Annotated in this window: 23 protein-coding genes and 1 pseudogene; 10 read left to right on the top strand and 14 right to left on the bottom strand. The window is 53.5% G+C overall.

The features are described from left to right. Window positions 1–21: 21 nt before the first annotated feature. From AC2FLG_RS16750 to AC2FLG_RS16720, 7 genes are all read right to left on the bottom strand, one after another. Window positions 22–1,605, bottom strand: coding sequence for a sensor histidine kinase (locus AC2FLG_RS16750; protein WP_496707163.1), 1,584 nt, complete (start codon window positions 1,603–1,605; stop codon window positions 22–24). 1 nt (window position 1,606) lies between these two features. Then, window positions 1,607–3,136 (bottom strand): ABC transporter transmembrane domain-containing protein, encoded by a 1,530-nt coding sequence (locus AC2FLG_RS16745; RefSeq protein ID WP_496707158.1) that lies wholly within the window; start codon window positions 3,134–3,136, stop codon window positions 1,607–1,609. Then, a complete protein-coding gene (locus AC2FLG_RS16740) occupies window positions 3,133–4,197 on the bottom strand; it encodes a hypothetical protein (RefSeq protein WP_496702896.1) in 1,065 nt (354 codons plus the stop codon). The genes AC2FLG_RS16745 and AC2FLG_RS16740 overlap by 4 nt, the downstream gene beginning before the upstream one ends. A gap of 217 nt (window positions 4,198–4,414) precedes the next feature. Beyond that, window positions 4,415–4,843 (bottom strand): EF-hand domain-containing protein, encoded by a 429-nt coding sequence (locus tag AC2FLG_RS16735; protein WP_496703672.1) that lies wholly within the window; start codon window positions 4,841–4,843, stop codon window positions 4,415–4,417. Between the two features lie 1,053 nt (window positions 4,844–5,896). Next, window positions 5,897–6,685 carry a transporter gene (locus AC2FLG_RS16730; protein ID WP_496707155.1) on the bottom strand — a complete coding sequence of 263 codons (789 nt, stop codon included), beginning with the start codon at window positions 6,683–6,685 and terminating at the stop codon, window positions 5,897–5,899. 41 nt (window positions 6,686–6,726) lie between these two features. After that, on the bottom strand, window positions 6,727–7,737 hold the full coding sequence (locus AC2FLG_RS16725) for a DUF1254 domain-containing protein (RefSeq protein WP_496707153.1): 1,011 nt from the start codon (window positions 7,735–7,737) through the stop codon (window positions 6,727–6,729). Between the two features lie 16 nt (window positions 7,738–7,753). Further along, complete coding sequence (locus AC2FLG_RS16720) at window positions 7,754–8,812, bottom strand: DUF1214 domain-containing protein (RefSeq protein ID WP_496692146.1); 1,059 nt, start codon at window positions 8,810–8,812, stop codon at window positions 7,754–7,756. A gap of 474 nt (window positions 8,813–9,286) precedes the next feature. Between AC2FLG_RS16720 and AC2FLG_RS16715 the strand changes: the two genes are divergently transcribed. The 3 genes from AC2FLG_RS16715 to AC2FLG_RS16705 all read left to right on the top strand — a co-directional run bounded on the left by AC2FLG_RS16715 (window position 9,287) and on the right by AC2FLG_RS16705 (window position 12,605). After that, window positions 9,287–10,360: an AraC family transcriptional regulator gene (locus tag AC2FLG_RS16715; RefSeq protein ID WP_496707151.1), complete on the top strand. Its 1,074-nt coding sequence runs from the start codon at window positions 9,287–9,289 to the stop codon at window positions 10,358–10,360. A 68-nt stretch (window positions 10,361–10,428) separates the two neighbouring features. Beyond that, window positions 10,429–11,175, top strand: coding sequence for an outer membrane protein (locus AC2FLG_RS16710; RefSeq protein WP_496707149.1), 747 nt, complete (start codon window positions 10,429–10,431; stop codon window positions 11,173–11,175). 95 nt (window positions 11,176–11,270) lie between these two features. Then, window positions 11,271–12,605 carry an alpha/beta hydrolase gene (locus AC2FLG_RS16705; RefSeq protein WP_496702883.1) on the top strand — a complete coding sequence of 445 codons (1,335 nt, stop codon included), beginning with the start codon at window positions 11,271–11,273 and terminating at the stop codon, window positions 12,603–12,605. Between the two features lie 530 nt (window positions 12,606–13,135). On the opposite strand, the gene AC2FLG_RS16700 is transcribed toward AC2FLG_RS16705, so the two are convergent. From AC2FLG_RS16700 to AC2FLG_RS16690, 3 genes are all read right to left on the bottom strand, one after another. Next, window positions 13,136–14,026: a DUF2950 family protein gene (locus AC2FLG_RS16700; RefSeq protein WP_496707147.1), complete on the bottom strand. Its 891-nt coding sequence runs from the start codon at window positions 14,024–14,026 to the stop codon at window positions 13,136–13,138. Window position 14,027: 1 nt separating this feature from the next. Further along, entirely contained in the window at window positions 14,028–15,356 is a 1,329-nt protein-coding gene (locus AC2FLG_RS16695) for a DUF3300 domain-containing protein (RefSeq protein WP_496692141.1), read from the bottom strand. Between the two features lie 190 nt (window positions 15,357–15,546). Continuing rightward, the gene (locus tag AC2FLG_RS16690; RefSeq protein ID WP_496692140.1) at window positions 15,547–16,383 is read right to left on the bottom strand and encodes an amino acid ABC transporter substrate-binding protein; all 837 of its coding nucleotides are present in this window, start codon (window positions 16,381–16,383) and stop codon (window positions 15,547–15,549) included. A gap of 369 nt (window positions 16,384–16,752) precedes the next feature. Here AC2FLG_RS16690 and AC2FLG_RS16685 point away from each other — a divergent pair, with 369 nt between their 5' ends. The 3 genes from AC2FLG_RS16685 to AC2FLG_RS16675 all read left to right on the top strand — a co-directional run bounded on the left by AC2FLG_RS16685 (window position 16,753) and on the right by AC2FLG_RS16675 (window position 18,797). After that, window positions 16,753–17,625 carry a hypothetical protein gene (locus AC2FLG_RS16685; protein ID WP_496707146.1) on the top strand — a complete coding sequence of 291 codons (873 nt, stop codon included), beginning with the start codon at window positions 16,753–16,755 and terminating at the stop codon, window positions 17,623–17,625. Then, window positions 17,622–18,386: a hypothetical protein gene (locus tag AC2FLG_RS16680; protein ID WP_496702878.1), complete on the top strand. Its 765-nt coding sequence runs from the start codon at window positions 17,622–17,624 to the stop codon at window positions 18,384–18,386. Before AC2FLG_RS16685 ends, AC2FLG_RS16680 begins: the two co-directional genes overlap by 4 nt. Window positions 18,387–18,500: 114 nt before the next feature. Beyond that, window positions 18,501–18,797 (top strand): DUF3604 domain-containing protein, encoded by a 297-nt coding sequence (locus AC2FLG_RS16675; RefSeq protein WP_496707144.1) that lies wholly within the window; start codon window positions 18,501–18,503, stop codon window positions 18,795–18,797. Window positions 18,798–19,105: 308 nt separating this feature from the next. On the opposite strand, the gene AC2FLG_RS16670 is transcribed toward AC2FLG_RS16675, so the two are convergent. Together AC2FLG_RS16670 and AC2FLG_RS16665 are read right to left on the bottom strand one after the other, a co-directional pair. Next, the gene (locus AC2FLG_RS16670; RefSeq protein ID WP_496707142.1) at window positions 19,106–19,696 is read right to left on the bottom strand and encodes an isochorismatase family protein; all 591 of its coding nucleotides are present in this window, start codon (window positions 19,694–19,696) and stop codon (window positions 19,106–19,108) included. A gap of 18 nt (window positions 19,697–19,714) precedes the next feature. Next, window positions 19,715–20,446: a pirin family protein gene (locus AC2FLG_RS16665; RefSeq protein ID WP_496707141.1), complete on the bottom strand. Its 732-nt coding sequence runs from the start codon at window positions 20,444–20,446 to the stop codon at window positions 19,715–19,717. A 90-nt stretch (window positions 20,447–20,536) separates the two neighbouring features. Between AC2FLG_RS16665 and AC2FLG_RS16660 the strand changes: the two genes are divergently transcribed. After that, on the top strand, window positions 20,537–21,439 hold the full coding sequence (locus AC2FLG_RS16660; protein WP_496694316.1) for a LysR family transcriptional regulator: 903 nt from the start codon (window positions 20,537–20,539) through the stop codon (window positions 21,437–21,439). Window positions 21,440–21,845: 406 nt separating this feature from the next. Here the strand turns inward: AC2FLG_RS16660 and AC2FLG_RS16655 are convergent, their stop codons facing one another. Continuing rightward, window positions 21,846–22,601: an SDR family oxidoreductase gene (locus tag AC2FLG_RS16655; RefSeq protein WP_496707140.1), complete on the bottom strand. Its 756-nt coding sequence runs from the start codon at window positions 22,599–22,601 to the stop codon at window positions 21,846–21,848. Window positions 22,602–22,641: 40 nt separating this feature from the next. Between AC2FLG_RS16655 and AC2FLG_RS16650 the strand changes: the two genes are divergently transcribed. Both AC2FLG_RS16650 and AC2FLG_RS16645 read left to right on the top strand, forming a co-directional pair. Then, on the top strand, window positions 22,642–22,974 hold the full coding sequence (locus AC2FLG_RS16650; protein ID WP_496707138.1) for a hypothetical protein: 333 nt from the start codon (window positions 22,642–22,644) through the stop codon (window positions 22,972–22,974). Window positions 22,975–23,307: 333 nt separating this feature from the next. Then, window positions 23,308–23,547: pseudogene (locus AC2FLG_RS16645) on the top strand (integrase core domain-containing protein); the annotation flags it as partial. Between the two features lie 196 nt (window positions 23,548–23,743). Here AC2FLG_RS16645 and AC2FLG_RS16640 read toward each other — a convergent pair. Beyond that, window positions 23,744–24,412: a TetR/AcrR family transcriptional regulator gene (locus AC2FLG_RS16640; RefSeq protein WP_496707137.1), complete on the bottom strand. Its 669-nt coding sequence runs from the start codon at window positions 24,410–24,412 to the stop codon at window positions 23,744–23,746. 157 nt (window positions 24,413–24,569) lie between these two features. On the opposite strand from AC2FLG_RS16640, the gene AC2FLG_RS16635 reads away from it, so the two are divergent. Next, the gene (locus tag AC2FLG_RS16635; RefSeq protein WP_496707135.1) at window positions 24,570–25,640 is read left to right on the top strand and encodes an ABC transporter ATP-binding protein; all 1,071 of its coding nucleotides are present in this window, start codon (window positions 24,570–24,572) and stop codon (window positions 25,638–25,640) included. The last annotated feature ends 3 nt before the right edge of the window (window positions 25,641–25,643 follow it).

The following is a 25,643-nucleotide window of genomic DNA, read 5'->3' as shown; positions in this document are numbered from 1 at the left end:
TGCTTCTGAAACAGACAGGCATTAGCCCGTTTCTCGTCGAACATCGGTTTGTACAATTTTCATTAGGGGTTCTTTGGGCAGCGTTATAATGATTTTCAACCCGCCCTCCTGGCGATCTTGAAGGTCAACGGTCCCACCATGGGCTTCGACAATCGATTTAACGACTGGAAGCCCCAGACCGCTTCCCTCGATCCCCTGCCCCGAGGCGTTTGAGCCCCGAAAGAACCGGTCGAATGCCTGGGATTTTTCCGCTGCGCTCAGGCCGGGACCGTCGTCTTCGATTGTGATCGAGCAAGACGCGAGCCCTTCTTCCAGTATTGCGCTGATTGTTGGGCCTCCATATCGTCGTGCATTTTGCAACAACGCGAGTACTGACTGGCGAAGCCGAACCTCATCGACCGAAGCCTTTACCATACATTCTGGGCTTTCGACCTGCACCGGATCAGGGAACATCGCCACGGCATCTCGCACCACTTTTCGTAGATCCGTTTTCTTGCGATCCAGCCTAAGCTGACCCGCCTCGAACCGAGCGACGGTTAGCATGTCATCAACGATTTGATTGGTGTGCTTTGCGGAATCCCGAATACGGGCGAGTGAGTCGGAAGTATCCTCTGACAATGTGTCTGATGTCCTTAAAGTAACGTCGGCCTCTCCAAGGATAATTGCCAGTGGCGTTCGCAACTCGTGACTAATATCGGCCATCAATCGTTTGCGGTTCTCTTCCCCCATTTCAAGTTTGTCGATAAGTTGTTGAAGCTCGAACGTTCTGGCAGCAACCGTTTCTTCAAGTTGCCTCTTTTGCTCGGCGCGACTTGCTTCTCGGGCAGCCAAGCCTTCCGCCATGCTATTCAGAACAATGCCTAATTCCCTGAATTCACGGCTACCACCAAGATCTACGGGCTTCGAATAATCGGCTCTTCGCAGGCGCCCAACGCCGTCTGCAAGCAACGTAAGTGGTTTTCTGATTTGGCGGTTGAACGATACAAGGGCCACCAGCAACACACCTATGGCCGCAAGAACGATCACGTAAACCAATCGTTCATTCCATTCACGAAAGGCTGCTGCTTCGGCCAAAACTTCTTCAACCTCTTCCACTTCCTCATCAAGCGCGGCCTGAATTTTTTGATCCAGTTCGTCATCAATGTCCCCGTCCAGCAGGGCGGCCAGACGCTCGATCCGCACAAATGTCTCAATCGGGCTACCAGCCTCTGAAAGGTTCGCGATGGCTGCATTGACAGCTTCTATATCGTCTTCAATCTCATCGAGAAGCTCCAGTTCTTCGAACTCCTCTTCGCCGACCATCTGAATTTCCCGGGCAATGGTCTTTCGGATTGCATCCAAAGTCTGGGCGATTTTCTCCTGCAGCTCTGTCTCGCTGATCCCATCATCCCGATCGCCAATAAGAAGTGCGTCACCGTGTTGCTTGAACAGACGGTATAGGTCCGCCTCAAGCCTCAGATGCAGGCCATATGACTCATGGGCCAAGGAAATTCGGGCATCCCACCATCGGGTTTTTTCGAGACTGTATAGGGTCAGGCCCGCTAACCCACCCAAAAAACCGATCAGTACAGCGGCATAAATCCCAAATAGAGTAGATGAACGCATATCAAATAACCCTTGAATTCTGTTCTAAACTAAGCGGGATGGCGTGTTCGGCCAAAATGATGGTGGCCGAAGAAAACTCCTGCAGAGTTTCGAGCAATTCGACCGTGTGATGCCAGCATGACATCCACCTGACTGACGCGATGATGACGACATCAGCTTTGCCGAGAACAGCGCGCACGAGATCCAATTGCAGAGTCTGGAGTGGCAAAAGACCTTTACCGTTCTCCGCCAACCGTTGATCTAGGCCGCGGGGCGCCGCGAGGAGATCGGACAGCCCAAAAACTCGCATAACTGTTGCTATCCTCAGATCGCTCGGTCGTCTCCGACAGCTCAGCGTTGCGGATCGTCGCAAACTTCCCTGAAGTCCAACATGGTTGTCTCCGATAAAGGCGATCTTCGGGGTACTAACTCCCCCACCATAACAGACATCAATGCCATCGTTTGCGTCTAGCCCGGCGATGATACGCGCGAGGCTGTTTGCATGTATATCTGTTAATTTGGAAACTGATCCCGGCGGAGCCACAAATGAGATAGGCTCCTGATCAAGCTCTCCGGCCACCTTGATGGTAATCGGATCGTTTTGGTTTATTGCAGATCTGGTCACTTCTGGTTCCGAAAGCAGCATCTCGGCTTTTTCACGGGCGACCCTCCACGCGCAATATTGGTCCCACGCCTCAGCCAGATTTTGTAACGGAAGGGCAATCAACGCCAATACCGACAGGCAAGCTGCAACTGTCGACGGAGCAATGGCGTACCGACTGGCCTGCCAAAGCATCAGCAGAGCGGTTAACGCCACACCCAGCTGCAAGACCGCCTGCAGGCTGGTTGTTCTACCGCGACGTGCCAGCGCATCACTGCGCAAACATGCGCCCTGTTTGTCAAGCTTGCGCAGTTCACGGTCGGTTCGACCCATCAGGTCTAATTCAGGTGCGATAGAAATGCGTTCAATCATGGAAATAGCAATGTTGGCTCGATTTCGACGAAGTTTTTGATGGCGCCGAACGAGATGCCAGGCCAGCAACCCCATTGCGACCAGTGCAACACTCAGCGAGGCGATACCATTGATCGCAAGCATAGGGTCGAGAAAATAGAGAATGGATACCGCGCCAGGGATCACAATCATTGCAGACCATGCATCCGGCAATCCGCGACCAAACCAAAGTCGCGCTGCAGATAAGTCACCGACAAACCTTAGGGACAACGCTCCAACTCGGCGTTTTTCATGTCGGGACTTTGGAAGTCGCGCAATCTGTCGATAAAGCGTCCGGCGCAGTGAAATTGTGTAACTCTGGCCAAGCGCTTCTGCCCGATATCGTGAAAAGAAGAGGCATGCTGCTGCGACGGTACCGGAGACCCCCAGTTGCAAGACAGTATTTGTTGCAAGTACATCCCCAGCGTGAAGTGCCGTAAAAGCATCTCGTGTAGCAAACGCTGCGAAAGCAAGCGCAATAGCCTGCACGATTCCACAGGATACCACGAGGACCGCATCAATGATGCGGTCCCTTGTGGCCAGTCTTGGGAGGGGGTTCATGCGGCCACATCTTCGCGGTCGTGTCGCATCAACGGTGCAACATGTTGGGCGATAATCGCTGGCGACCAAAGATCTTCGCGTGTTAAAATTGGGCGGCTGGTTACTTCTGCAGCTTCAGCAGCAGCCAACGGGGAACAACTGACCTTTCCGGATACCGCAAATGGGCTGAGACCCACATTATTTAGAACGGTTACACCGCCCAACGCACTCAGCGCGTCCGGCGCAGCGAATAAAATGCCGTCCAATCGATCCCGAATGCGTGAGGATTGTAAGATTGCCCGTGTTTCCTGCTGGAAGACGCCATCAGCGATCTCGACAACCACGACTTCGGCACCGCGCGACGCTGCAGTTGCAACCAGTGTATCAAATCCGGATTCGATCGCTTCAAATGGCATTCGATACGTGGTCGCCATTCCTACGTCAGTGAAATCAAGAGCTGGCGCGCCCCCATCTTCGAAACTGTTGAAGTCACCAAAGGCCCCGGTTCCGGTGGCTTTGACACCGGCGACGGCATATCCAGAACGCATCAACCCATGGCCAAGGCTTGATGCGGCTGTAGTTTTTCCTGAATTCATTGAGGCTCCAAAAACACCAATGACCGTTACGCGCTCGTTGGTCGGCATCGATGGTAACGCATAATCTGCCACGTTGATCACCTGACCCTTGGCATTGGTCAAAAGGCCGATTGGCTTTAACCGTGTTGGATCATCCATGCAATCATGCGCGGCGTCTACGCGACCTGCGACGCCGCCACCGGCAACGAGATCGATAAGATCATCATCAATCACCGCGCTGGCAAGAAATTGGTCTGGTGCGTATCGGTCACCCAAGCATAGAACAACGTAATCGCCTGGGTAACTGACAGAGGCGCGACGTTCCGCTAATTGGATTTTCTTGTGATGACCAATCTCGGCAATCTCACAGAGGATAAGATCCCCTGCCTTTGCAGTATCCAACTGCGCGGAAAGTCCATGTACATCGGACCGGTCAACTCTGCGGGTTGTAAACGCCCATTTTGCGATTTCGCAGGCAATAGGCGAGGTTTGGGAAAACTGTGTCATGCATTGCTCCGTAACTGGCTGTTCAGTGAAATCGTTTTGCCAAAGTGATGTGAGAACATTTGCAAAGTGGAATGAAGGATTGGCATGCAAACGAATGAACGGCAAATGAACACTTTTCAGGGTCCTCGTTTCTGTCTCAAAGCAATCTGATGCTAGTTCGATCTCCGGTTTGTCCTTGCGGACAGTCACTTAGAGTGCGCAAACGAACGGTTTTCGGTCAGTCATCATCGTTCCGATCGTCGCCACGGTCATCGTCTCCATCCCGTTCACTAGCCCCTTCGTAATTAGATCCGCGATCATCTTGACCTTTAGTTCGATCTCCACGACCGCCGCGGTCACCAGTGCTACCTATCTTGTTTTTTGTTCCCCACCGTAACTCAAGGATCGTGATGCGATTGTCTCGGTTGCGATCAATGTCTTCAAGAAGCCGCCGCGCACCAACTTTTCCAAAGGCGGCGGACAGCTCATTCAAGCTCAAAACACCGTCAGAATTCGTATCAACAGACCTGAAACTAGCAGTTTGCGCCGCTGCTTTATTGAATTGGCTGCCGCCAATCAGAAAAGTGAAAGCCAATAAAACGGCGCAGGTTAGGTAGCGAAAAATTCTCAACTTGCGTTGCGCTGACCTACTTCCAGTCTTTGTCACAGACGATCCCCTGCTCGTCGGTTGTTTCTGTGAACCAACGGTGTTTAATTTCAGTAGGACAATATGGCTCGCAGAGATGAAAAGCGCATATATAGAATGTGAACGTTGGATGAACGGTATTTCCATACGAAAAGATGGCTTGGCTTTATTGTTTGGAAGCCTCTCGGTATCAGGTCCGGATACTAGAGACTCAGGAACTGAAAATGCGGTGTTTTCAGTTTCCTACCAGAGAAATTCGGAATGCAGGTGCTGGGCAATTGCCGCCTTTGGTCCTCACGGAAAAACCTTCTTGGCCTCTTAACCTTGGTTTGGTCCATCAATCAGTAATCGAAGCCAACAACGTGGGTTCGTTTCAAACAGATCAAAAGGACTTCGATAATCTTGCAATTTACATAACTCAATCAGAGGCTTTCTCCACAGAAAGAAGTCTACTGTTTCTGTCAGATTGAAGGTTTGATCTTATCCAGCAACCGTTCAGTTTTACATCACCACCGAAGGCCTACTTTCCGCCAGAGATGTTTTTCGCCGCGATCACAAAGCGGTCATTCGGGCGGAGAATACCAGGGGCATATTTGTCCGCACAGCAGACATCGACCACCACTTCTGATCGTTTGAACCTTACAAAACTGTCAGATGACGGCTTTGAGCCCAACCCGGTCATTGTTATTTTTCGCTGCGCGCGCTCGCAACGGAAGAAATGCTACATGCGCTCGAAATCTGGCGCTGTGACGCGGCGATGAAACCGGCCATTGGTGCAACGCGCAGCGAGGCTGGAACGGTCAATTCACACAGTCGGGCAAAGCAGTCTTTCGCAGCGCGCGGGCCAAGGATTGCTTTACGGAATTTACGACTTCTAGATCCTTTCTTCCTGGACTGATGGAGGTACTACCATTGCCTTATCAAAGCACCGATGTATGCGACCTAGCTTGAGGCGATTGCAACTTCTGAAGATTAGGTGCGAGCTCGACATGCGCTTGCACCATTGCCTATCATCTGCTCTGCCATCAAGACTCCCTGACTTTCGCATTTAACAATCAGAGCCTGCGCTAAACGTCAGCGCCTTCTGGGAACGACGACTTGGGCTTGGAGGCGAAAACGAACGCCCTCCGCACCGACCTCGGGTGCCTCCAGCCAATGGCCGACCCCGGCTTGTAAATTGACCGGCACCGCCCCCCATTGCACCAATCTTGAAACCGAAGCGTTTATAGGCACGGCCCAGGCTTCAGCCTCCCAGTCATAGGTGCTTTCGCTTTGAAGCGAATAGGTCCAGGCACCTTCAGTGGAGTAAGCAAGAAAAGGCTGGAGAAAACTCACATTCGTGGGGGTTTCGGGATTGCTCTCCAGATCCCACAGATGATTGGCCAGCGCACCATAGGTCCACGGCCCGGTCTGACGCAGGGCAATGCCGGTGATCCCGGCGGCCCAGGTGTCGCTTGACACGTCGCTAAAGGTCGGTAACCGCACAACCGGACCAATGCCCCATGTCAGATCCCCTGTTCCTGTCGGAGAAAACCATGCGGAGAACAGAATATCGCCGACCCCTTCCTGGCGCGTCCCCGGGACAATGTCTTCCTGCCAGATGTAAGGAATGATAGTACGGGTGATCAGGTTAAGGTCATTGTTAAGTTCAAAGGGCACGACTGGCTGAAAGTTCAACGTGGTGCGCGACCCCTGATCAGAGACACCCAGGTTATCATCATAGTTCAACTGAAACGGAACCGAGATGATGGCAGCAAGCGGGTTGGCCAGTTCCTGGGCCAAATCGGCGGCCTCGTCTGCAACGGTTGAGGTTGCTACGCTGGCTGCAAAAAACAGCCCCACAAGTGCATGGGATCGACGCATGGCCGTGTACTCCTTTTTGAAAGGCGGGATGGGCGAGTGGCCTAGTTGATCGGTTCCACCGTCGGGAACGACCAACTACCGCTCAGGATTGCATCCTCTGGCTCGTAAAGGCGGACAGCATAGTTCCAGCCCGGAGTGATCGGAAGGCAGTTCACGCGGCCGTCGTCGCACCCACCAAAATGGAGTGTGACTGATCCGTCTTCCGCGGCTTGGGCCGTATAGCCGTTGTAGCTGTTAACACCCAGATCATTAGCAGCCAGGAAACCCTCGCCATTATAGACGGTCACCGACCAGAACGCCCGAACCGGGACATCCTTAACTATAACCGCGTGTGGCGTTTCTCCATCGTTCGCATCGACCGCGCCCAACAGGTAAATCGCTGCCTCTGGGGGCAAGCCGCCCCAACCCGAGAGCGCCCCAACCAGAAACTGAACCGGGTCAACGTCCTCTTTGGCTCTACCAAAGGCACGCGACGTATCGATGCCCAGCAGGGACAAATCGCTGATTGCCTGACGCGCTACGGCAAGTTGTTCGGTATTCCAGTTGGGCGCATCAAACGGACCAGTTCCACCGCCACTGACAACAATCTGATCCTGCGCCGCCCGCGCCGCAGCGATGTCTTGTGGGTCAGTTACATCTACAAAAGTGCGGAAGGCAATGAATCCGAAAGGCGTACCAAGGTCTTCTTTGGTGATCAGGTACGTGCCGGGCGTTGCCTCGGCGTACATGAAATGATCCTGGTTGATGACATGCATCGAGATGTAACGGCCATCCGCCTCGGGGAGCGCAACTTCGACGGGTTCGGTCAAATCGAGCAGAACCGCAGAGTAAAGCGTATCCTGGTTCATTCGGATCACCGGCTGATTGTCAGGTGTTGTGGCTTCGCGCATATGCCCTAACTCGCCAACGACCAAGCCGAGATTACTCATGTTGGTGCGGAACATATGGTCGGTTTCCGCGCGCACGAGATTGTCCACGGTCACATCAACCACGTCCTCGGCCCAGACCCCTGTCGGGAGTGTCAGGGCGATTGCCAGAAAAAGCTTCTTCATTTTTGCATCCTGTCATTCAGTTCACGGGTTGCACGGTCGGGAATACCCAACTTCCGTCGATGACCTCGGAACCGGGCTGATACAAGCGCACGGCGTAGTTCCAGCCGTCCATGATTGGAAGGCAGTTCACGCGGCCATCGTCGCAACCGCCGAAATGCACGGTCACACTGCCATCGTCGTTCTGGGTGCCCGAAACCGAGTTGACCACGTAGGCGTCGAGGGAATTGAGTTCAAAGAATCCGTCTGCATTGTACAGGCTCACGGACCAGAATGCGTTTACGGGAACATCCGCCGGCACCTGGATATAGTATTCGCCGAGCGGCAGGCCGGGCTCGATATTGAGATAAAAGGCTTCTTCTTCTGGTAGACCTCCAAAGCCGGCTGCGGTGCCCAAGAAATGGCGCAACGGGTCGACGTGTTCTGCCGTGCCAAAGGTCCGAACGCTGTCTGTTGCAAACCTGCCCAACTCAATCGCGGCCTGACGCACGGCCGCGAAGCTTTCGGTGTCATAATTGGGCATCTCGAAGGGCGTTGCCGAGGCAGCTTCGATAGTGAACCCGTCCTGAATTGTGTTGACTGCCGCGATGTCCTCCGGACTCTCGGCATCCACCAGTATTCTCATGAAAACAAGCACGTAGGGGGTGTCAAATGTGTCCATGTCGAGCTGAAACACACCACCACCATCAAATACTTCATTGATGAAATGGTTCTGATTGACCACCATCGTTGTCATGTACCGGTCGCCCACATCGGGCAGTGTCAAGGTTGCGCCTTTGCTGATGTCGATAACCGCAACGCTATAGAGTGTGTCCCGGTTCATCCGGATAGTGGGCTGATTGTCGATGGGCGTGGGTTCATTGAAGTGGAAGAACTGGTTTACGCCTCCGGCCAGCCTGTCATACGTTTTCAATTCGTTGTCAGTCGCAGCCCGAACAAAGTTACTTATTGTGACCGGCACCTCGTATGTCTCGGCAAGTGCATCAACTGTGGTATCAAAGCTCTGAGCCGTCGCGGAGCTCCCCAACGCTGCAGCCAAGGCCGCCAGCTTCCAGCATTTGCGCGTGTGATTGATCATTTGCCGCTCCACTAACCAATTATTGCAATACATTGCTTGATGGTCCCGACACCTGCTCAGGCGGGCATTCTCACGCCCCTCAATTGGTGGTTTGCAGAAACTCTACAATTGGAACCATGGTCGTTGTTTTTCAACAAAACACAAAACTCGAATGTATACCCTGACCGATTGGAACAACCGTGTCGGAAAACTGGTTCAAAATGACAGGTTGCAAACGCGCATTGACCAACCTGTCTGATATTCTTCTTGTTTTACGCCCATGCGGCTGACCAATCATTCTTGTTGGGATGTCAAATTTTAGACTGAGATCAGCGGATGGTAAGGCTCTGTACTCTCAAACCTTGCCAGCTGGAGCCTGACTTTATCAATTCAAATAGTGGCTTTAGCTTTGACACATGTCAGGGACACCACAAACCGTGCCGGACTATATTTGATGTGCTCAATCTATCCATTGCAGCACGTGTAAGGTGTATGATGACGGGCCAGGACGGAAATACTCAGCACAGGACACCGCCACTTGCGCGCGGGCGGGTTCTCTTACCGCTGTTGGTGGCTTATCGGGAATCCGGTCGATCCGTAGAAGACCTCCTTGCAGGTTTCGATCTTTCGTTTTCAGAGTTGAGCGCCCCAAATTGCTTCATTCCACACGATACGATCTACGCCGTGTTCGAAGCCGTCGCGCAAAACACATCACCAGATTTTCCAGCACTGGTTGGCCAGACTTCAGATCCGACCGTTTCATCCCCATTTGGGCAGGCCTTTCGGACCGCCAATTCCCTGGCTGATTTCATCGGCAGGTTCTGCGTTCATGCAGGCAACAATACAAATGCGGTCACGATGACACTAGATGTCTCTGGAGATTACGCGGTGCTTTCTGCTAAGCGCAGGTTCACGCCGCACTGCTCTCCAGCCTATATGGATGCGTTTCAGATCAGCCGGTGGGCCACGTTACTGCATGAAACCGCTGGTCAGAATTGGGAAGCGAACAAGGTTCTTGTTCGGGTGAACCGTCCTGATCTGCTCCCGTCATACTTCTATGGTATCAGGGCAGTAGGTGCGGGCCCAGACGGGTATTCCTTCCGCTTCCCAAGCCCCTGGCTTCTGCATGATTTGGTTAACCGAACCGCCGCTGATGGCATTCCGGCAGGCCAGGACGACAAAAACCCGGTACCAACAGACTTACTGAGTTCGCTCCAGAGCGTTGCCAACTCAATGGTTGGGCGAAATGACTTTTCAGTTACGGCGCTTGCCAGGGCATGCGGTGCTCGTGGTGCTGTTCTCAATCGCCGACTTGCGGCTTATGGGACATCACTGTCGCGCATAGTCACCGAAGCCAAATGCGACCGTGCTAAACACCTGCTTTCCAGGTCTGAGACGTCAGTGGGCGATATCGCCGATCAGCTAGGGTATTCTGACGCAACCGCTATGACACGAGCATTCAAGAAATGGACCGGACAAACACCTTCCGATTTTCGCATCCGCGAACTGAATCGCCACGAGGCATCTGTTCCGATACTCGACCCGGTCGAATGCGATTGTGAAGCGTAACAGGAATAAGGCGCAACATACTTTTGCCGCGCTTCAAACTCGGGATAGGTAGAAAAGGGGAGCAGGCCATGGAGTGGATACAAAGACGAAGCATCGTCGGCAGTTTTCTAGTTGCGGCGACGACGCTCCTCGGCGGATCAGAAGTTGTGGCACAGCAATCCGATTGGGGCTTTTACGGCAGCTTCTACATTTACGGCGCAGACACCAAGACAACCATTGGCTCGCTGGAGTCGGAGCTGAGCTTCAGTGATGCGGTTAAAAACCTTGATCTAGCATTCATGGGTACACTTGAGGCGCGAAATGGCCGATGGTCGCTGATCGCGGATTACATGCGCACAGACCTGTCCTTTGACGGTGATACCCCCGGCCCGGTGTTCAGCGGCGCTGAAACCAGTCTGCAGACTCAGTTCTTCAGTGGGTATGCCGCTTACACAGCCTATCAGGCCCAAAACCTGGCAGTGGATTTAGGGGGCGGGTTTCGTTGGTTTGCGACAAGCAGTACAATCACTCTGGTCGGTGGGCTCACCCCGCCGCCAAGTGCAAAGACCAGCGATGATTGGTTAGACCCTCTGATCGCGGCCCGTATCCTGTATCAGATCAATGACCGGTGGTCGGCCGTAGCCTTGGCCGACTATGGTGGGTTTCGCTCAGACCGCGAAACGGCGCAGTTCATAGCGACGGTAGGTTATGCCATCACCCCAAAGTGGAATCTGCGTGCAGGCTATCGCTACATCATGGTCGACAAAGGTGAAGGTCAAGACAGGTTCAAGCTTTCACAATCGGGGCCCGTGTTGGGTGTGACTTACAGCTTCTGAGTACCGGCATGATGCGAAAGATGGCGACACCAAACACAAACAGATCGGGGATCCTTGAGTTGCTCCGGGACGTAAGCGGTGATGCCCACAGGCGTGTGACCGACAATAAGGGCCGAGGTCGAACAATCTGGCGCAAACATTTGACGAAAGGAACAAGCAGGCGACTGATTGCTCAGGCTCTGCATTTGGTAATCGCGTGTTCTTGCTGTGCACTCGCCGCTTGCGGAGCAAATATTTATGACGAAGTTGAGTTGATGCCCTCGCCAACGGTCTACGCCGAGGCCGCCTTTGACCCTTTCGTTGATATCACTGCCGAAAATTTCAATCAGCGCTCGCAGCTGTTCTATGCGACAGATCGATTGCCTGCAGTTCCTGACGACCCACAAGCCTTCTATAATAATGAACGCGGTCACCTTTTGCGCACCGGTGTTGCCGATGTGCAGATCGACCCGCCATTGGAGTCATGGGAAGATCTTCGTCGCATCACCATGACAAGCCAGCGAGCAAAGGACTATTTTCTCAGCGTCTCTCAGGTCCAAGAGATTGGCGTCATGCCATTTAGTGTCACGCGTTATCTTGAAGACCCTCCGTCACAACAAGATATGGAGGCGGTCGGTCGTCGTTTTGCCAAGAAGATTGAGGATCAACTTGCATCCTCTCGCAACAAAGACATCTTCATCTACATCCATGGCTACAACGTCGATTTTGATTACTCGACGCTTGTTTCCAAAGAGTTACAGCATTTTCTGGGCTATCAGGGCGCATTCATCAGCTACAACTGGCCTGCAACACCCCATCGGCTCGCGTATTTTCGTGATCAAGAATCCGCGTTGTCGACGCGCCGCAACCTTCGATCCCTTATCGAATACCTGTCAAAGCACACAAGCGCGCGCCGCATTCATCTCATAGGATACAGCGCAGGTTCGAGACTCGCATTTGAAACAGCTTACCAGATTGCACTTCGGTCGAGCCCTAAACCGCGGCTGGGGCATTTGATTCTGATCAGTAGCGACCTTGATCGCAGCTACTTTCTACAGGCGATTGAAGACGGCCTGCTGGATGCGGTTTCAGATGTGACACTTTATCAGTCGCAAACCGATTCAGCGCTGGCCATGTCGCGGTTCGTTTTCGGAAGGGATCGCCTGGGTCAGGTTTCTGACGAAGCAATAAACGCATCGATCTTCCAGAGCCGACTGTCAGAGATCAAATCCCTGCACATCATCGACGTGACCAGGGCTGAAGAGGCCAGTGCAGGAAATGGTCATTGGTATTTCCGGTCTTCACCGTGGGCCAGCAGTGACTTGTTCCTTACTCTGCTTACAGGCCGAGACCCTCAGGCGCGTGGACTTGTTCGCGCCACAGGCGAAGCAGTCTGGAGTTTTCCGTCGAATTATCCGCTGGTACTAAAGCATTATCGTATGAGCAACTGAGTTTGACCAACGCAAGTTCAAAGTCGATCACGGATTCCTCACGTGGCACAAACGTTGGACGGAACCCCGACTACTTTGTTTCAATGCATGCCGCATCTATCGAAGCCAATATTCGCTACATCGCAGGAGGTTGGAGAAGAAGGGCTCACAACGGAGTTCGGATGTTTTGCAAGATCCGAGCTCATTATGACCCGTCGCCTGGCTGAACCAGCCCAATCCAGACCTTCGCCCGATATTGGCGATGCTGCAGCGTGGCCCGTCAGAGAAGACATTCGCTGCAGAAGCAATGCTGCACGGCGCACGGAGGTCTGGAGTGCGGGACAAAGCGGCCATTCGGTCAAACCATAGCGGGCAAATTGGGTCGAATTGAATCAAGGGCAATTATTTCATCGATTAATTAGATTTCCCAAAATCGATCCTTCCCGAACCATTGCCACTTAAGTCGAGAATTGCATTCAATCTACACCTGCACGCGGCAACAAAGCGGTCAAACCAAAGCCCGGCAACAAAGCGTCGCCGCCAATCTAAATTTACTCGGCTGGTGACCAATTTGGGCCGGGATCATAGGTCGATATCTCAGCTGTTCTTTCAAGCGTATCCGGCCCAAAGTCCGCCTCGAACACGGTGCCGTTTTCACCCACGAGAAAAGAATGGATACCCGTTTCTCCGTAGTCCGCAGGCACCGCAAGCAAGGCGTGACCTGCCACGAACCGATCGCCGACAAAATAGGAATAGGCACCACCCGGAGCATTTGGTCCCTGCCCCTGCAAAATTGCGAAGTAGTAACCGAGGAAAGGTTCGGGTTCGAAATCATCCGCACCGTCGCTCCACCCCGAGGCGGTGGCGCGGGCAAGGGCTTCACCGACAAAACTGTCTTCTTCTGGCCAGAAGAGGCCGTTTCGTGCGCCGGGATCCGATATGATCGTTTGGGCAAATTCCATGACGCCATCGCCATTGTGGTCCACAAGACGAAACGCCGCCTGAAGATCAACATAGGCCTCAAGCGTTTCGATTACTTCCAATTCATTCAGTCCGATTTCACGGGCGGAAAGCTCCTCTACCCCGGCTTCTAAATCAAACTTCCAACCATTCTCAGCTTGCAGAATTGGGATCGGAAAGGGCCAACTATCTTCGCCAAGCAGAAGAAAAACCCCATCATCCTCGGGCTGAAAGCGGTATCCCTCAGCATACATGCCAAGCACTTCCTGCCTTCTTTGCTGATCTTCCACCGGATCACCCGTTCCGATTAGATCTTCTGCCTCTGGTCCGAAAATCTCGAGCAGCTTGTTCTGGTCATCGGCCCTTAACGCTTCGACAAAAGCGTCCAGCGCGGTTTGCGGAGTTTCGAACAGGGCACCGTCGGAAAACGCCGGTCCAGTAGCCACTGCGATCACTAAAATAGAAAAAACCGATTTACGCATGTTACCGCCTCCCCTTGCCTTTGGCAGCATGTCCCCGTTTGGACGCCTTGTGAGCTTTGCCGCCTGAAGATTTTTTCTTCATAGCCTTACCTTTGGACGCAGCGGGTTTTTGCTGAGCCGTGGCCTTTTTTACCTGAGGTTTCTTAGCTGCTTGCGGTTTCTTTTTGACAGGCTTCTTCGCCGCATCTGGCCGTTTAGTCCGATCGATGGCCTGCTGCTTGGCAGCAGCCTTGTCCCGATCAACGTTACCGCGATTCACCTGCGGCAAGGACTTGCCCCCACTACCTCGATTGGCCAGAGCACCGCTCGCGATAGCCCCCGCCCCTGCACCGGCTGCAACTGCTGCCGCGCCTCCCCTGCTGATGTCTGCAGCACCGGATTCACGGCTCAGTTTTGCGCGGAGTTCGTCCGTGCGACCCTCGGGGCGGTCGACAGGCAGGTCGCCGCGACCACCTTCCGGCCTTTTGTGATCAGCGATCTTGTCCCGGGCTTCCTTTTTTCGGTCAGGATCGGGTTTCCATCCGATATCAGTTCGGTCACCAAGATCTATATCGTTACCGATATTGACGTTGCCGTCGACGTCTATGTCGATGTCCGGGTTTCTGTATATCGGGCCACCGCCCCATCCGCCGCAATTCCGGCACCCCCAATAGTCATACCAATCGTCGTCATCGTCGAAAATCTCGTCGATCAGCGCCACGGTGCCAAATGTCAGCAAGGCCGCGCCCACTACGTCCCCGGTCGACGGGCCGGTATAGACAGTCTCGGGATTATATTGCGGGACGTACACTGTTTCGGGTTGTGTCGGAGTAATTACAACCGTTTCTTCATCAGATACCTCGACAGTTTGCTCGGGCCCGGAAACAAGAGCTCCGCTGTCAATTGCCTGATCCCGCATTACCTGCACCGCATCCAGTACATCGTCGGACTGGGCCAGCATGGCGGTGCCGACTGTCTCGGTCCAATCGATGTGGGTGGCCATTTGACCGACGACTTCGGGGAACGCCGTGGCCAATACACTTACAGACGGATCCCAGCCCATAGCTTCGATTTCCGGCTCGAGCTCTACGGGGTCGCGGTCGGCGTTATCCAACAAATACCGTTCTGCTTTAACAATCTCCAGTGGCTGAGTGGCCGCAACGAATATCTGTATGAGTAGAGTGTCGGGAAAAAGAGCCACCGGGGCGACCAAAGTTTGCAACTCAGCATCAGATAAAAGGTCGGATGAAGTTTCAGACGTAACTTCCGTTGCAACAGTATCGGACGCCTCTTGTGCGAACAGGGCGTTAGATGTGCTTAAACTGAGAGCAAATATTATATATCTAAACATATTGCGATCCTTCAATTTATCGAAGGATCGCCTAAGACCGTGATTCTGGCAACTGGCCTGCCAAATGGAGGATCATTTAGTAAAACATGGTCATTGGTCAAGCTGGCTTGAGCCGTCAATTTGCTTACAAGGCCAGCTTCTATTGTGCAGGGCGATTAACTCCCGACAAAACTGTTTTGCGCGACAAGCTTCAGGGATTAATGGGGGCGAAAACATACAGAGCTTTTAGTGCTTCGCTCGGCTCCACCCCCGGCAAAGCGAGACGAAATATCTCTTCCATTGTGCCCTGAGCATACATTTCTGACAGAATACTATCGACAACGAGTCGAAAGTTATCGTCACCCCTCGCGATGGCCAATCCTTGCTTTTCTATCGTCAGTATTTCCTGGGATAGTTTGAATTTGCCCTTTAGTCCCGCAGCAATGTAGTTGACCAGCAAAATCGACTGATCTGCAAAATAGGCGTCAATTTCACCGTCTCGAAGTGCTTTGATACCGTCTGGGTGTGAAGCGAACCGCACCATTTCTGCGTCGACACCTGCAGCTTCAAATGAATTCAGAACGGACGCTTCTGTTGTTGTGCTGCTTCTCATTCCAACCTTCTTTCCCGCGAGTGCACCCATGGTGCCCTCAGCCTCGATTGGTAACAATATGGACGTGCCATCGACATAAGTTGGAATTGAGAAATCAACAATTTCGCGTCGGGAAAGTGTAATCGACGCTGCCCCGCAGAGCATATCCACCTCTCCGGAAGCTACTTTGTCGAAACGATCCTTAGAGTCGACCGGAATGAACTGAACATTCAAATCCTTCAATTCCAGTTTCTGCGCAACTACCTTCGCTACATGATCGCAAATCAACGGCGACAGACCAAATGGGCGACCTTGGTCGTTAATGTAAGACAACGGAGCAGCATCTGTTCGAAAACCAAATCGGATTTCGTTGTTTTTTGTTATCCTGTCGATTGTTTGGGCAACCGCGCCGGTTGTGAATAGAACCGTCACAATAAGTATAGAAAGCAAGCGCATGGTTTTTCCCTCTTTAGTGGCGTAACACCCTTGTGGAGGTGAAAAGCACCCTGTGTCGAGAGTAAAACACATTGTGTCGCCTAGGAGTCGGTCTGTTGATGAGAGGTGCTGGCATGGCGACGAATCGAAAGTATACCCTCGCAATATTGGCAGATGCCCGAATGCATCTGCTCCTGCTCAGGGCTTAACGCGAGAGAAAAGTCTTGTGGGCAGAGCTTATGCTCGAAGTTTCAAAGGACCCGCGTCAACTGCAAGTCGTTGCGACAACACAACACCGCACCAGTATATTTTCGTGGTGCAAACTGTTGACCTTCGCCGTGACGCTGTACGTTAGGGTTGATATTCAACGGTGAGGTTGAGCGAAGGGTAATGGGAATAGAACTACAATGGAGTTTGGCGGAACTTGGGGCGCGTAAAACCGTACCTTTTGCCTTTGTGTGTTTGCTGTTCTTCGCATCCTGCGCAACCACGAACCCAGAACTTTTGAAGTCCGAGTTGAACGCTCGACCCAGTGCACAGAATGCGTCGCCAAGCGACTACGCCGGGGAAGTTCAATTTAGCATCTCAAACAAGATTCCCGCTCGTGGGAAAAACCTACCTTACACATTTAACGCGGGCATCAGCAGTGTGACGTCAACGCGCCTAGGTTTCCGGGGGCTCTTAGATCTGCGAGAAATCCAAGTCCAAGCGCCCGCACTTCTGTCGGGTACTCTGGAACAAAGTTGCTCTTTGAATGTTGACTTTGAACTCGACGATGCCCGCGCCAGCGGTGATCTCATTGAACTCGTAGGCTCAGTGGACGTCGAGCTTTATCGTTGTCGAAACGAAGAATCCGAGGGAACCAACGGGCGTGGAGTTCGCTTTATCTCGACGACTGTTGGGATCGCCGCAGCGGCACGCGCCAATGTTCAAGATCAATGCGTTCACTTTGATCTTGCCGACGTCGTGCTTCAACCTACTGGGTTTGTCGGCGGGTTGGTTAACCTAATTGGCCTCACGGAGCGTGTCGAGGAGGTCGTTCTCACCACGGCAAAGGAGTTCACCGAAGAGAATGTGATTTGTCCGGAGATGCCTTCGGAGCTTTCTTCGTTGAATCCGGTTCTCGACGCCGGCGGTACACGAGAAATTGGTGACGGTGGCATCGGTGTTGCGTTGAGCGGCTCAATCGACACCAGTGCGATGACGATGATGGAACTCCTGGCGGTTATGCAATCTCGCGGTATTGTTGGGGGGGCAGGATGATGGATCGGATCTTTCTTCTGATACTAGCTACTGCCGGGCTTTTCGGATCCGCGCTGCTGGCTGAAGAGGTTACCTTCGAAGCAAACGGGGACGTCAAGCTAGGAGATCGTGAGTTTCCCGTTGATCTGGCATTGAGACTAAAAGATGTGAACGCGACAAGGATCTCAATCGAAAGTGTCATAGACCTACGCCGAGCAAACGAAATACTTGTAGAGGAACTCAAACGAGCCGCGTTTGTAGATGTCTGCAACGCACTGATCGGCGTGACCGAAGCAACGGCCCGTGCCGACGATACAGTGATTTCGCTAAGTGGGAGGATCGAAGCAGAGCTTTTCCGATGCGAAAGCCGCAGCGGCGGTGGATCTATACGCGGCGAGAACACTTTCGCTGGTGGTTTGACGGTGGGTGCTTCCGCTTCGGCCGAATTCAAAGATGACTGCCTTTTTTTCCGTTTGGATGACCTGAGACTTGCTCCGGATCAACTCACCGAGTCGTCCGATGCAAAGGGTAATGTCGAAAAGGTTCGGCAGGTATTCATCGAGACCGCGAACGCAATACTTCAAAGAAACCCAGTATGCCCAGAACTACCTCCCGAACTTGTCTCTCTCTCGCCAACTTACGACGCCGGTGGCACACGGGAGTTAGGGGAAGGTGGCATCGGACTGTTCTTCCGAGGTTCAATCGAAACGAGTACTGAAGCGATTATTGACATCCTTCAGGTGCTCCAGTCGAAGAAGGTGCTTCCACCTCCGCCCCGCTGAACCTAGCCAACGGCTTAGTGCGGCAGATAGAATTTAATTATTTCGAAGAACAGGAACGAGTCGTAGAAATATGCATTTAACGTAGCATCATTCGTGCAATAGATGAGGTCGAAAATGATCCGTTTTGCATCTGTTCTTACCAATTTGCTTGCTTTTTGCGCCCATGCCGAGGACATCCCGAGCACTCAACGCGGCGACAGGCAGTATTCACCTTATCCACGGCAGAGCTTTCCCAATCAGGTCTTTTTTGGCGACACTCATTTGCATACGTCCGACTCTGCAGATGCCGGTATGATCGACAACGTGCTAGGCCCTGAAGAAGCCTACCGCTTTCACCCCATAGTCTCCATGCTGCAGCGCGGCCCGTCGAACCTGCCGTTCGCTGCGAGCGCAAAATCAAAGGCTGACTGAACTTACGCTGGGCGGGACTTTCCGGACTTGTGCAGCTGCGGCTTTCGCTCACGCAGAAAGCATTTGCGTCCGCAGCGATTGCTGTTTGTCGGCGCAACGAATTTCCCGTTTTCAGACATTCGGACAGGCACAAACCTGTGAAATCCAAGCAGCGCAGGAAGCCAACATGGTCTCTCTGTTTGAAATGGGGTCGAAAGAACAAAGAATGTTCATGGACTTCGCACGGCGCTTCGGCGCGGCCTTGAGGAACGAACAGCTACATTGAAGGGCAATCGATGGACAGCGAACCCTCCATCGATCATCGACCTTTAACCCCGGCTGAGGATTTCTTCCCCCAACACCGCCAATATCTTCTGCCCGTCCTCGCTGGTCCAATTGACCGCGAGATCGGCGAGAAGTGCACTCGTCGTGGTCAATTCGACTCCGCCGCGCTCCATCTTCCGAAATGCCATCTCATCTGTCAGCGATGTGGGCGAGCCAGAGGCATCCACGACAGCCGTCACCTCAAAACCCTCGGCAGCAGCATCAATGGCGGGAGGTGCAAGGCACACATCGGTGGTGATCCCCGCCATGATGAAATGCTTGCGGCCAGTACCACGCACTGCATCTGCGAACGCACTGTCATCCCAGGCATTCACCACGCCGGGGCGTTTCACCCGGGCCGCATAAGCATCAGGTGCAAGCTCTTCCAGCGCAGGCATCAGCGGCCCTTGCATGTGTTCTTCCATGCTGGATGTCATCACAAGAGGCATTCCAAGATCAATAGCAACCCTTGCAAGCGCACGTGTGTGTGCTTCGATCAGATCCCGATCAACAGATTTGGCCCAATTCATTGTACCGATTTGATGGTCAATCAGCACCATGGCGGCATTTTGGGGGCTCGGTTTCTTAGCGGTCATCACTTTTTCCTTTCAGTTTCAGTTTGATAGCGTGAGAGGTGGTAAGTCGAAAATCAGCAGTTCCAGATCTGGCTGTGTCACAAGCGACAGCGTCTGTGTGTTCACAATCCCGACCCCGTCACCCTTGGTTAGGCGTTTTCCGGCAATTTCGCCGGAGCCGTTGATGACAAAGGCGTAGATGCTGCGGCCTTGATCTGCGGGTTGAAATGAGAGCGTCTGAGAGGTCGTGAACAGCCCGTAATTCATGCGAACATCTTGCTGTGCAACCAAAGACTCCTTGTTCCCCGTCGGCGACAGGACAAGTTGGAAGGCATCGGTGTAATCCCCCGGATCAAGTTGCTTGCGCGCATAGTCGGGGTTCAGACCAAGCGAGTGGGGCTCAAACCAGATCTGCAACGCGCGCATTGGGTCGCTTGAAGAAGCATTGACCTCATTGTGGACGATGCCTGTCCCTGCAGTGATCACTTGGATGCCTTTTGAAGACATCCGACCATTGTGGCTCGGAACATTTGGATCAATGTGTTCCACGGAGCCGTCGACCAGAAACGTCACCACTTCAACATCTTTGTGCGGGTGAAGGCCAAACCCCTGAGCACCAGGTGCAAGCGTGCCGTCGTCGATCGTGATCAATGGGCCAAACCTTTGCCGGTCGGTTTGCAGATGCGGCTTGAAAGACAGCTGGGCAGTCATGAATCCAAAGTCTTTGTGCTCGCGACTATCGGCTGGATGGAATATCAAATCTTGTCTCACGATACGGCTCCTGTACGTCCTTGTTGCGAAGAACCTAGCTAGGCCGTTAGTTCTGGAAAATAGCTCTTTTTTAAACTATCGTTCGAATTTATGAACGATAGGCATTTCTCCTGCACCAAGGCCTTTGTCGCCACGCTCCGAGCCGGATCAATGAGCGCTGCTGCAGCTGATCTGAAAACAACAAAGTCGGCTATCAGCCAGAAGATTGCCGTGCTCGAAGCCGATCTTGGACTCACTCTGCTGGATCGATCTGGCCGATCGGTCATGGCAACGTCTTCGGGCAAGCGGGTTTTCAACATTTGCGTCGCATCGGTTGACGCCGCAGCGCAGGCCGAAGCTGAGCTTGGCCTTAAGAGAGGCGACAGGGTTGAAGGGCGCGTTTCGCTCTCGGGACCGAACAGTCTCCTGGAGACAATTTTCCTGCCCATGATTGAGGGGCTGCAGCGCGAATATCCGGAAATTGAGTTGGAGTTACACGCAGACGATGCCAGATCGGATTTTTCAACCGACGATATAGACCTTTCATTTCGGACGGGCGAACGAGATAGAGGACGAGACGTGGCTGTGTCTCTCCCGGTTGCGCCGCGAGCGCCATTCGCAAGCCCGAAATTTCTACATCGTTTCGACGCCTTGAGAACACCATCAGACTTGCCAGGCCTGCCGGTCATCTTGCGTACTCAGGAAGCGCCAATTTGGTCGTTTCGAAACTCAGACGGAGTGCAACAAGACATTTGTCCAGAGCCCGCCATCCGAGTCAATACAATGGAATTGGCCCGTGCGGCGGCAATGTTCGGGACCGGAATCGCGATGTTACCTGAGCAACTGGCAAAGTCAGACGTCTCAGCCGGAACACTTTTTCGTTTGCTGCCGGATTGGTCGCTGAAACCGGTCAAGGTCACATTGCTTTGTCGTGCGCAGCGGCTTTCAATGCCCGCTGTCGCTGCTGTCCGCAAGCACATCATCGAGCAGTGCCGATCTCAATCAGGTTCGTAGTGCACGGAATGGTCCGCTTTTGTACCGCTCAGCGGCGCTAGCAATGATGCGGTCGCGGCGGTTTCCGCGCTGCGAGCGCACGCAGCGAGAAATAGACATGTCGGCTGTGGGCTCAGAGCGGACCTCGGAGGCAGCGCGGCATCATCCTCAGTTGAGCCGCAGATATAGGATAAGTCTGTCCGGGGAAGGGGGAACTGCGCTCAAACTCCGATTTGCGCAACAAAGCCCATCTACCTGATCAAAAAGGTGGCGAGCAGCGAAAGTCCAATCCGAATATTCAGTCTGCGGTGACGATACCCTGGCGAAAGTCGTCGAAGATGGCGTTCACCACGATATGGATTTTTGGGCGAGCTATCTTGTCTGGATGGAGACCGCCGTTGGTTACGAAGCAACCAACGGCAGATATCTAAAGCAGGCGGGTCGCCATACCACCGTCAACGGCGACCGGAGAACCCGTCACGAAGCTTGCCCGATCTGACAGCAGGAACAATGCAGATTGGGCAATCTCCTTTGGCTCCGCCATGCGTTTCAGGGGATGCAAGTTGGCAATAATGTCGTGCGTTGCAGGATCATCGCCAGCCATGTCAGTTTTAGTACCACCCGGCAAAATGGTGTTGATACGGACCCTCTTGGCCGCATGATCAGATGCCAAAGACTGTACGAGCCCAATCAGTCCAGCCTTTGATGCGGCATAAGCCCCCATGCCGGGCATTCCCCCATTGCTGACACCAACAAAAGTTCCGGTGAATACAATAGACCCGCCACCGCGTTCCTCCATTGCCGGAATCTGCGCTTTGGCCGCAAAAAATGCACTGTTGAGGTTTGTAGCAAGAACCGACTGCCAGTTGCCGGACTCCATTTCGGGAATTGGACCCATCTCGCCCATAATGCCCGCATTGTTAAATGCGCCATCAAGGCCGCCAAACTGCCGTTTCGCCAGATCAACAAGATCCCTGGAATATGTTTCGTCCGTCACGTCGCCCGCAAGGTAAACGGCGCGCCCGTTGCTTTGGGTAATCTGCCCGACGAGTGTGTTTAGCTGAGCTTCCCGACGGGCACCTAACACAACATTCGCCCCTTCCGCGGCAAACAGAAGCGCTGCTGCAGCACCAATTCCGCTGCTCGCGCCGGTAATGATGATGGTTTTGTCTTTAAGTTCCATGGTCATGCCTTTTTGAAATTACATGCCAATCACCTAAGGAATGATGCGAGTGAATCGCGACCCGGTTCTTGCGGGTGTTGAGCTACTTGAGGTGAAAGCGCAAGAAACGGATCAATTGGTTGACCTCAAACGGGAGCCGCCGTTCGTTCGCGGTAGCGAAATCACTTTATTGGGATCAGTACCAACGCTGTTGCAAGTGCAATATCTAACGATTGAGCCTACGAGAACGGCCCATAGCTGCCGTCCGATCGAGGTGACTGTCGCTGCGCTGCAGCTCGCCAAAGGAGACATTCGCTACAAGCGCAAAACCAAGAAGCCGCGAACTCACAATCTGCAGGACTTTCCCGACATTGAAGTTTGGGCATGTTGCTGACGCAGCATTCGTTCGCACTCGCGGCAGGTGATACTCGGCGTTGCAGCAACTGCCGTCAGACCGGTCATTCACAGGCCTGGTTTTGACGGGAACCGAGACCGTACGTTCGCTGCAGCCAGGTCGGACACAACTGACGCGGACGAAGCCGCCTTTTGCCCTTGCGGCTATTGCTGACGCAGAAACCTCTCGCTCCCGCAGCGCGAAATTTTCGGCAGCGCGGCGGTTTTCGCCTAACCGGCCGTTCGCAGGCGGCAAACTCGCCGAAATCCGAGCCACCCTTTCGCTGCACTCAGCCACAAGCATCCCCCCCAGACGCAAGACAACATTGGGTGATGGCACCAGATGCTAAAGAACCGCATCCTGCTGGAGATTTACTTCCTGCCCGGCGATCTCGAAGCACAGGTCAAGGCCTTGGTCGATCACTACAATCACCAACGTTACCACGAGAGCTTGAACAACGTCACACCCGCCGGCGTCTGCTTCGGGCGCGACAATACAATTATGGAGCAACGAGAAAGGATGAAGCGAAAGACGCTCGAAACGCGCCGCTTGCATCACAGTCAACGCGCCGCAGAATCAAACCAAACAGATGAGCCGAACTCTCTCTTTGTTCAGGCCGCCTTCGGTGCCAAAAACCCTGACGACGGACAGCCTGCGAGCACCACGAAGATCAGAAATGCGCTCATACGACGAGCCCGTATCGGATGAGTAATGCGAGGAGCTGATTACCGGAGCCGCCGCAGGCATCATGCGGAGGAACAGGCGCTTTCTAACAGGCTGCCGAAGAAATCTGATGTGCAGCATCCCGCTGGTACACCATGGAGAGCAATTGTTCATTGCACCTGTACAACTTGGCCTCCAGGTCAGAGTCCGGCGCCGTGTCGTCACGGATATGCTCCAGAAAGCTCAATGACGCGGCGCTGTCGAGAAGATAAACAAAAGCAACTGCATCCGCTGTTTCGGGAAAAAGACCGGCAGCTTGCAGTTTACGGACCAGCCGGGCGAACTGGCCGCGCTGACGCTTCAAGCATTTTTCGTATTCACGGGCAAAGTGCGACTTCGACTGGGTCATGAACGCTGCCACGGCGAATCGCCACATTTCCGAGGTCGGTCCTCCCATGCGGTAAGTGTACAGGCATTTCGTCAGCGTGTTGATTGCCGTCAAAGCATCCGTCTGCGGTTCATCAATGAACTGGCGGCCCAGGGTGAAGCCGTGTTCGAAATCCTCAGTGACCACTGCCAACAGAAGATCATTCTTGGTTTTGAAGTAGGTATAGAGCGTACCCGGCGACACTCCCGCCTCTTCCGCAACTTCTTCAAGTTTTACTGAACTGTAGCCCTGTGCGGCAAACAGGGACATGGCTGCCTTCAGCATCTCGCTGCGGCGCTGCTGCTTTTGCTTTTCTCTCAATCCCGTCATGCCGGTGATCATATTCATTCTGGTTTTCAGCGCAAGTTTATAGCTGACTTTAAAAATAAATCTGACTACGAAATAGTTGACGAAAGAAATTTGATCATATCTACCTTCCCACACCGGAGCGCACGAAAATGATGATGCTCCGCACAGGGAGGACGGCACGGATGGCGCGCGAACAATGATTGAGATAACCGGGTTGTCGAAGATTTTCGGTGCAGGCGTCTCAGCCTTTACTGCGCTGGAAAACATCAATGTCACGATAGAAGAAAACGAGTTCTTCACCCTGCTGGGGCCGTCAGGCTGCGGTAAAACAACCTTGCTGCGCTCGATTGCCGGGTTTGTGAATCCATCCTCTGGCAGCCTGACGGTGAATGGCGAGGATATGCTATCCAAACCGCCTTATGCCCGGCCAGTGAACACGGTCTTCCAGAATTACGCTCTGTTTCCGCACATGACAGTGGCTGAGAATATCGGTTTTGGCCTGGAGATGCTTGGCCGCCCAAAGTCTGAGATCAAGTCCGTGGTCGCAGATATGCTGGACCTGGTTCAGATGACACCGATGGCGGATCGGATGACCAGCCAGATCTCCGGAGGGCAGCAGCAGCGGGTAGCTTTGGCCCGTGCTCTGGCCCCTAAACCCAAAGTGCTGCTGCTGGACGAACCGCTTTCGGCGCTGGACTTCAAACTGCGCAAAGAAATGCAGATCGAACTGAAACGGTTGCAGTCGGAAACCGGTATCACTTTTGTTTTTGTCACCCATGACCAGGAGGAGGCGCTGACCATGTCTGACCGGATCGCGGTGATGAACTCCGGCCGCATCCTGCAGACCGGTGGCCCCAAGGACATTTATGACCACCCTGCCGAGCGCTTTGTCGCAAACTTTATTGGAGATACCAATTTCGTCAGCGCAGATCTTGTGACGGAGGCAAACGGCAAAGCGCAAGTGCGGCTGCTCTCGGGCAGGATGGTTGAAGCCCGCAGCCCTGCGAGCGGTGCTCATAGCGGCTCAGTGACAATCGCTGTGCGTCCGGAACATGCAGTGCTTTCAGAGCCCGGCGCGCTGATCAATGGCAGGCTGAAAAACATCGTCTATTTCGGCACTGACACCCACTACCATGTCGAAAGCGAAGGCCAGCCCACCTTTGTCATCCGGCGCCAGAACCAGCCCGATGCGGAGGAGCACCACAGAATTGGCGACAGCGTTGGCGTCTCCTTTAACCCTGGCATCGCCCAGGTTCTGAGGGACTGAGAC

It is taken from the genome of Ruegeria sp. CDSA193 (assembly GCF_059611885.1).
This window is presented reverse-complemented; position numbering and strand designations above follow the sequence as displayed.

Coding starts and splice junctions, on each gene's coding strand:
- AC2FLG_RS16750 (WP_496707163.1), bottom strand. CDS start 1,605: ATGCGTTCATCTACTCTATTTGGGATTTATGCCGCTGTACTGATCGGT.
- AC2FLG_RS16745 (WP_496707158.1), bottom strand. CDS start 3,136: ATGAACCCCCTCCCAAGACTGGCCACAAGGGACCGCATCATTGATGCG.
- AC2FLG_RS16740 (WP_496702896.1), bottom strand. CDS start 4,197: ATGACACAGTTTTCCCAAACCTCGCCTATTGCCTGCGAAATCGCAAAA.
- AC2FLG_RS16730 (WP_496707155.1), bottom strand. CDS start 6,685: ATGCGTCGATCCCATGCACTTGTGGGGCTGTTTTTTGCAGCCAGCGTA.
- AC2FLG_RS16725 (WP_496707153.1), bottom strand. CDS start 7,737: ATGAAGAAGCTTTTTCTGGCAATCGCCCTGACACTCCCGACAGGGGTC.
- AC2FLG_RS16720 (WP_496692146.1), bottom strand. CDS start 8,812: ATGATCAATCACACGCGCAAATGCTGGAAGCTGGCGGCCTTGGCTGCA.
- AC2FLG_RS16715 (WP_496707151.1), top strand. CDS start 9,287: ATGACGGGCCAGGACGGAAATACTCAGCACAGGACACCGCCACTTGCG.
- AC2FLG_RS16710 (WP_496707149.1), top strand. CDS start 10,429: ATGGAGTGGATACAAAGACGAAGCATCGTCGGCAGTTTTCTAGTTGCG.
- AC2FLG_RS16700 (WP_496707147.1), bottom strand. CDS start 14,026: ATGCGTAAATCGGTTTTTTCTATTTTAGTGATCGCAGTGGCTACTGGA.
- AC2FLG_RS16695 (WP_496692141.1), bottom strand. CDS start 15,356: ATGTTTAGATATATAATATTTGCTCTCAGTTTAAGCACATCTAACGCC.
- AC2FLG_RS16690 (WP_496692140.1), bottom strand. CDS start 16,383: ATGCGCTTGCTTTCTATACTTATTGTGACGGTTCTATTCACAACCGGC.
- AC2FLG_RS16685 (WP_496707146.1), top strand. CDS start 16,753: ATGGGAATAGAACTACAATGGAGTTTGGCGGAACTTGGGGCGCGTAAA.
- AC2FLG_RS16680 (WP_496702878.1), top strand. CDS start 17,622: ATGATGGATCGGATCTTTCTTCTGATACTAGCTACTGCCGGGCTTTTC.
- AC2FLG_RS16675 (WP_496707144.1), top strand. CDS start 18,501: ATGATCCGTTTTGCATCTGTTCTTACCAATTTGCTTGCTTTTTGCGCC.
- AC2FLG_RS16670 (WP_496707142.1), bottom strand. CDS start 19,696: ATGACCGCTAAGAAACCGAGCCCCCAAAATGCCGCCATGGTGCTGATT.
- AC2FLG_RS16660 (WP_496694316.1), top strand. CDS start 20,537: ATGAACGATAGGCATTTCTCCTGCACCAAGGCCTTTGTCGCCACGCTC.
- AC2FLG_RS16655 (WP_496707140.1), bottom strand. CDS start 22,601: ATGGAACTTAAAGACAAAACCATCATCATTACCGGCGCGAGCAGCGGA.
- AC2FLG_RS16650 (WP_496707138.1), top strand. CDS start 22,642: ATGATGCGAGTGAATCGCGACCCGGTTCTTGCGGGTGTTGAGCTACTT.
- AC2FLG_RS16640 (WP_496707137.1), bottom strand. CDS start 24,412: ATGAATATGATCACCGGCATGACGGGATTGAGAGAAAAGCAAAAGCAG.
- AC2FLG_RS16635 (WP_496707135.1), top strand. CDS start 24,570: ATGATTGAGATAACCGGGTTGTCGAAGATTTTCGGTGCAGGCGTCTCA.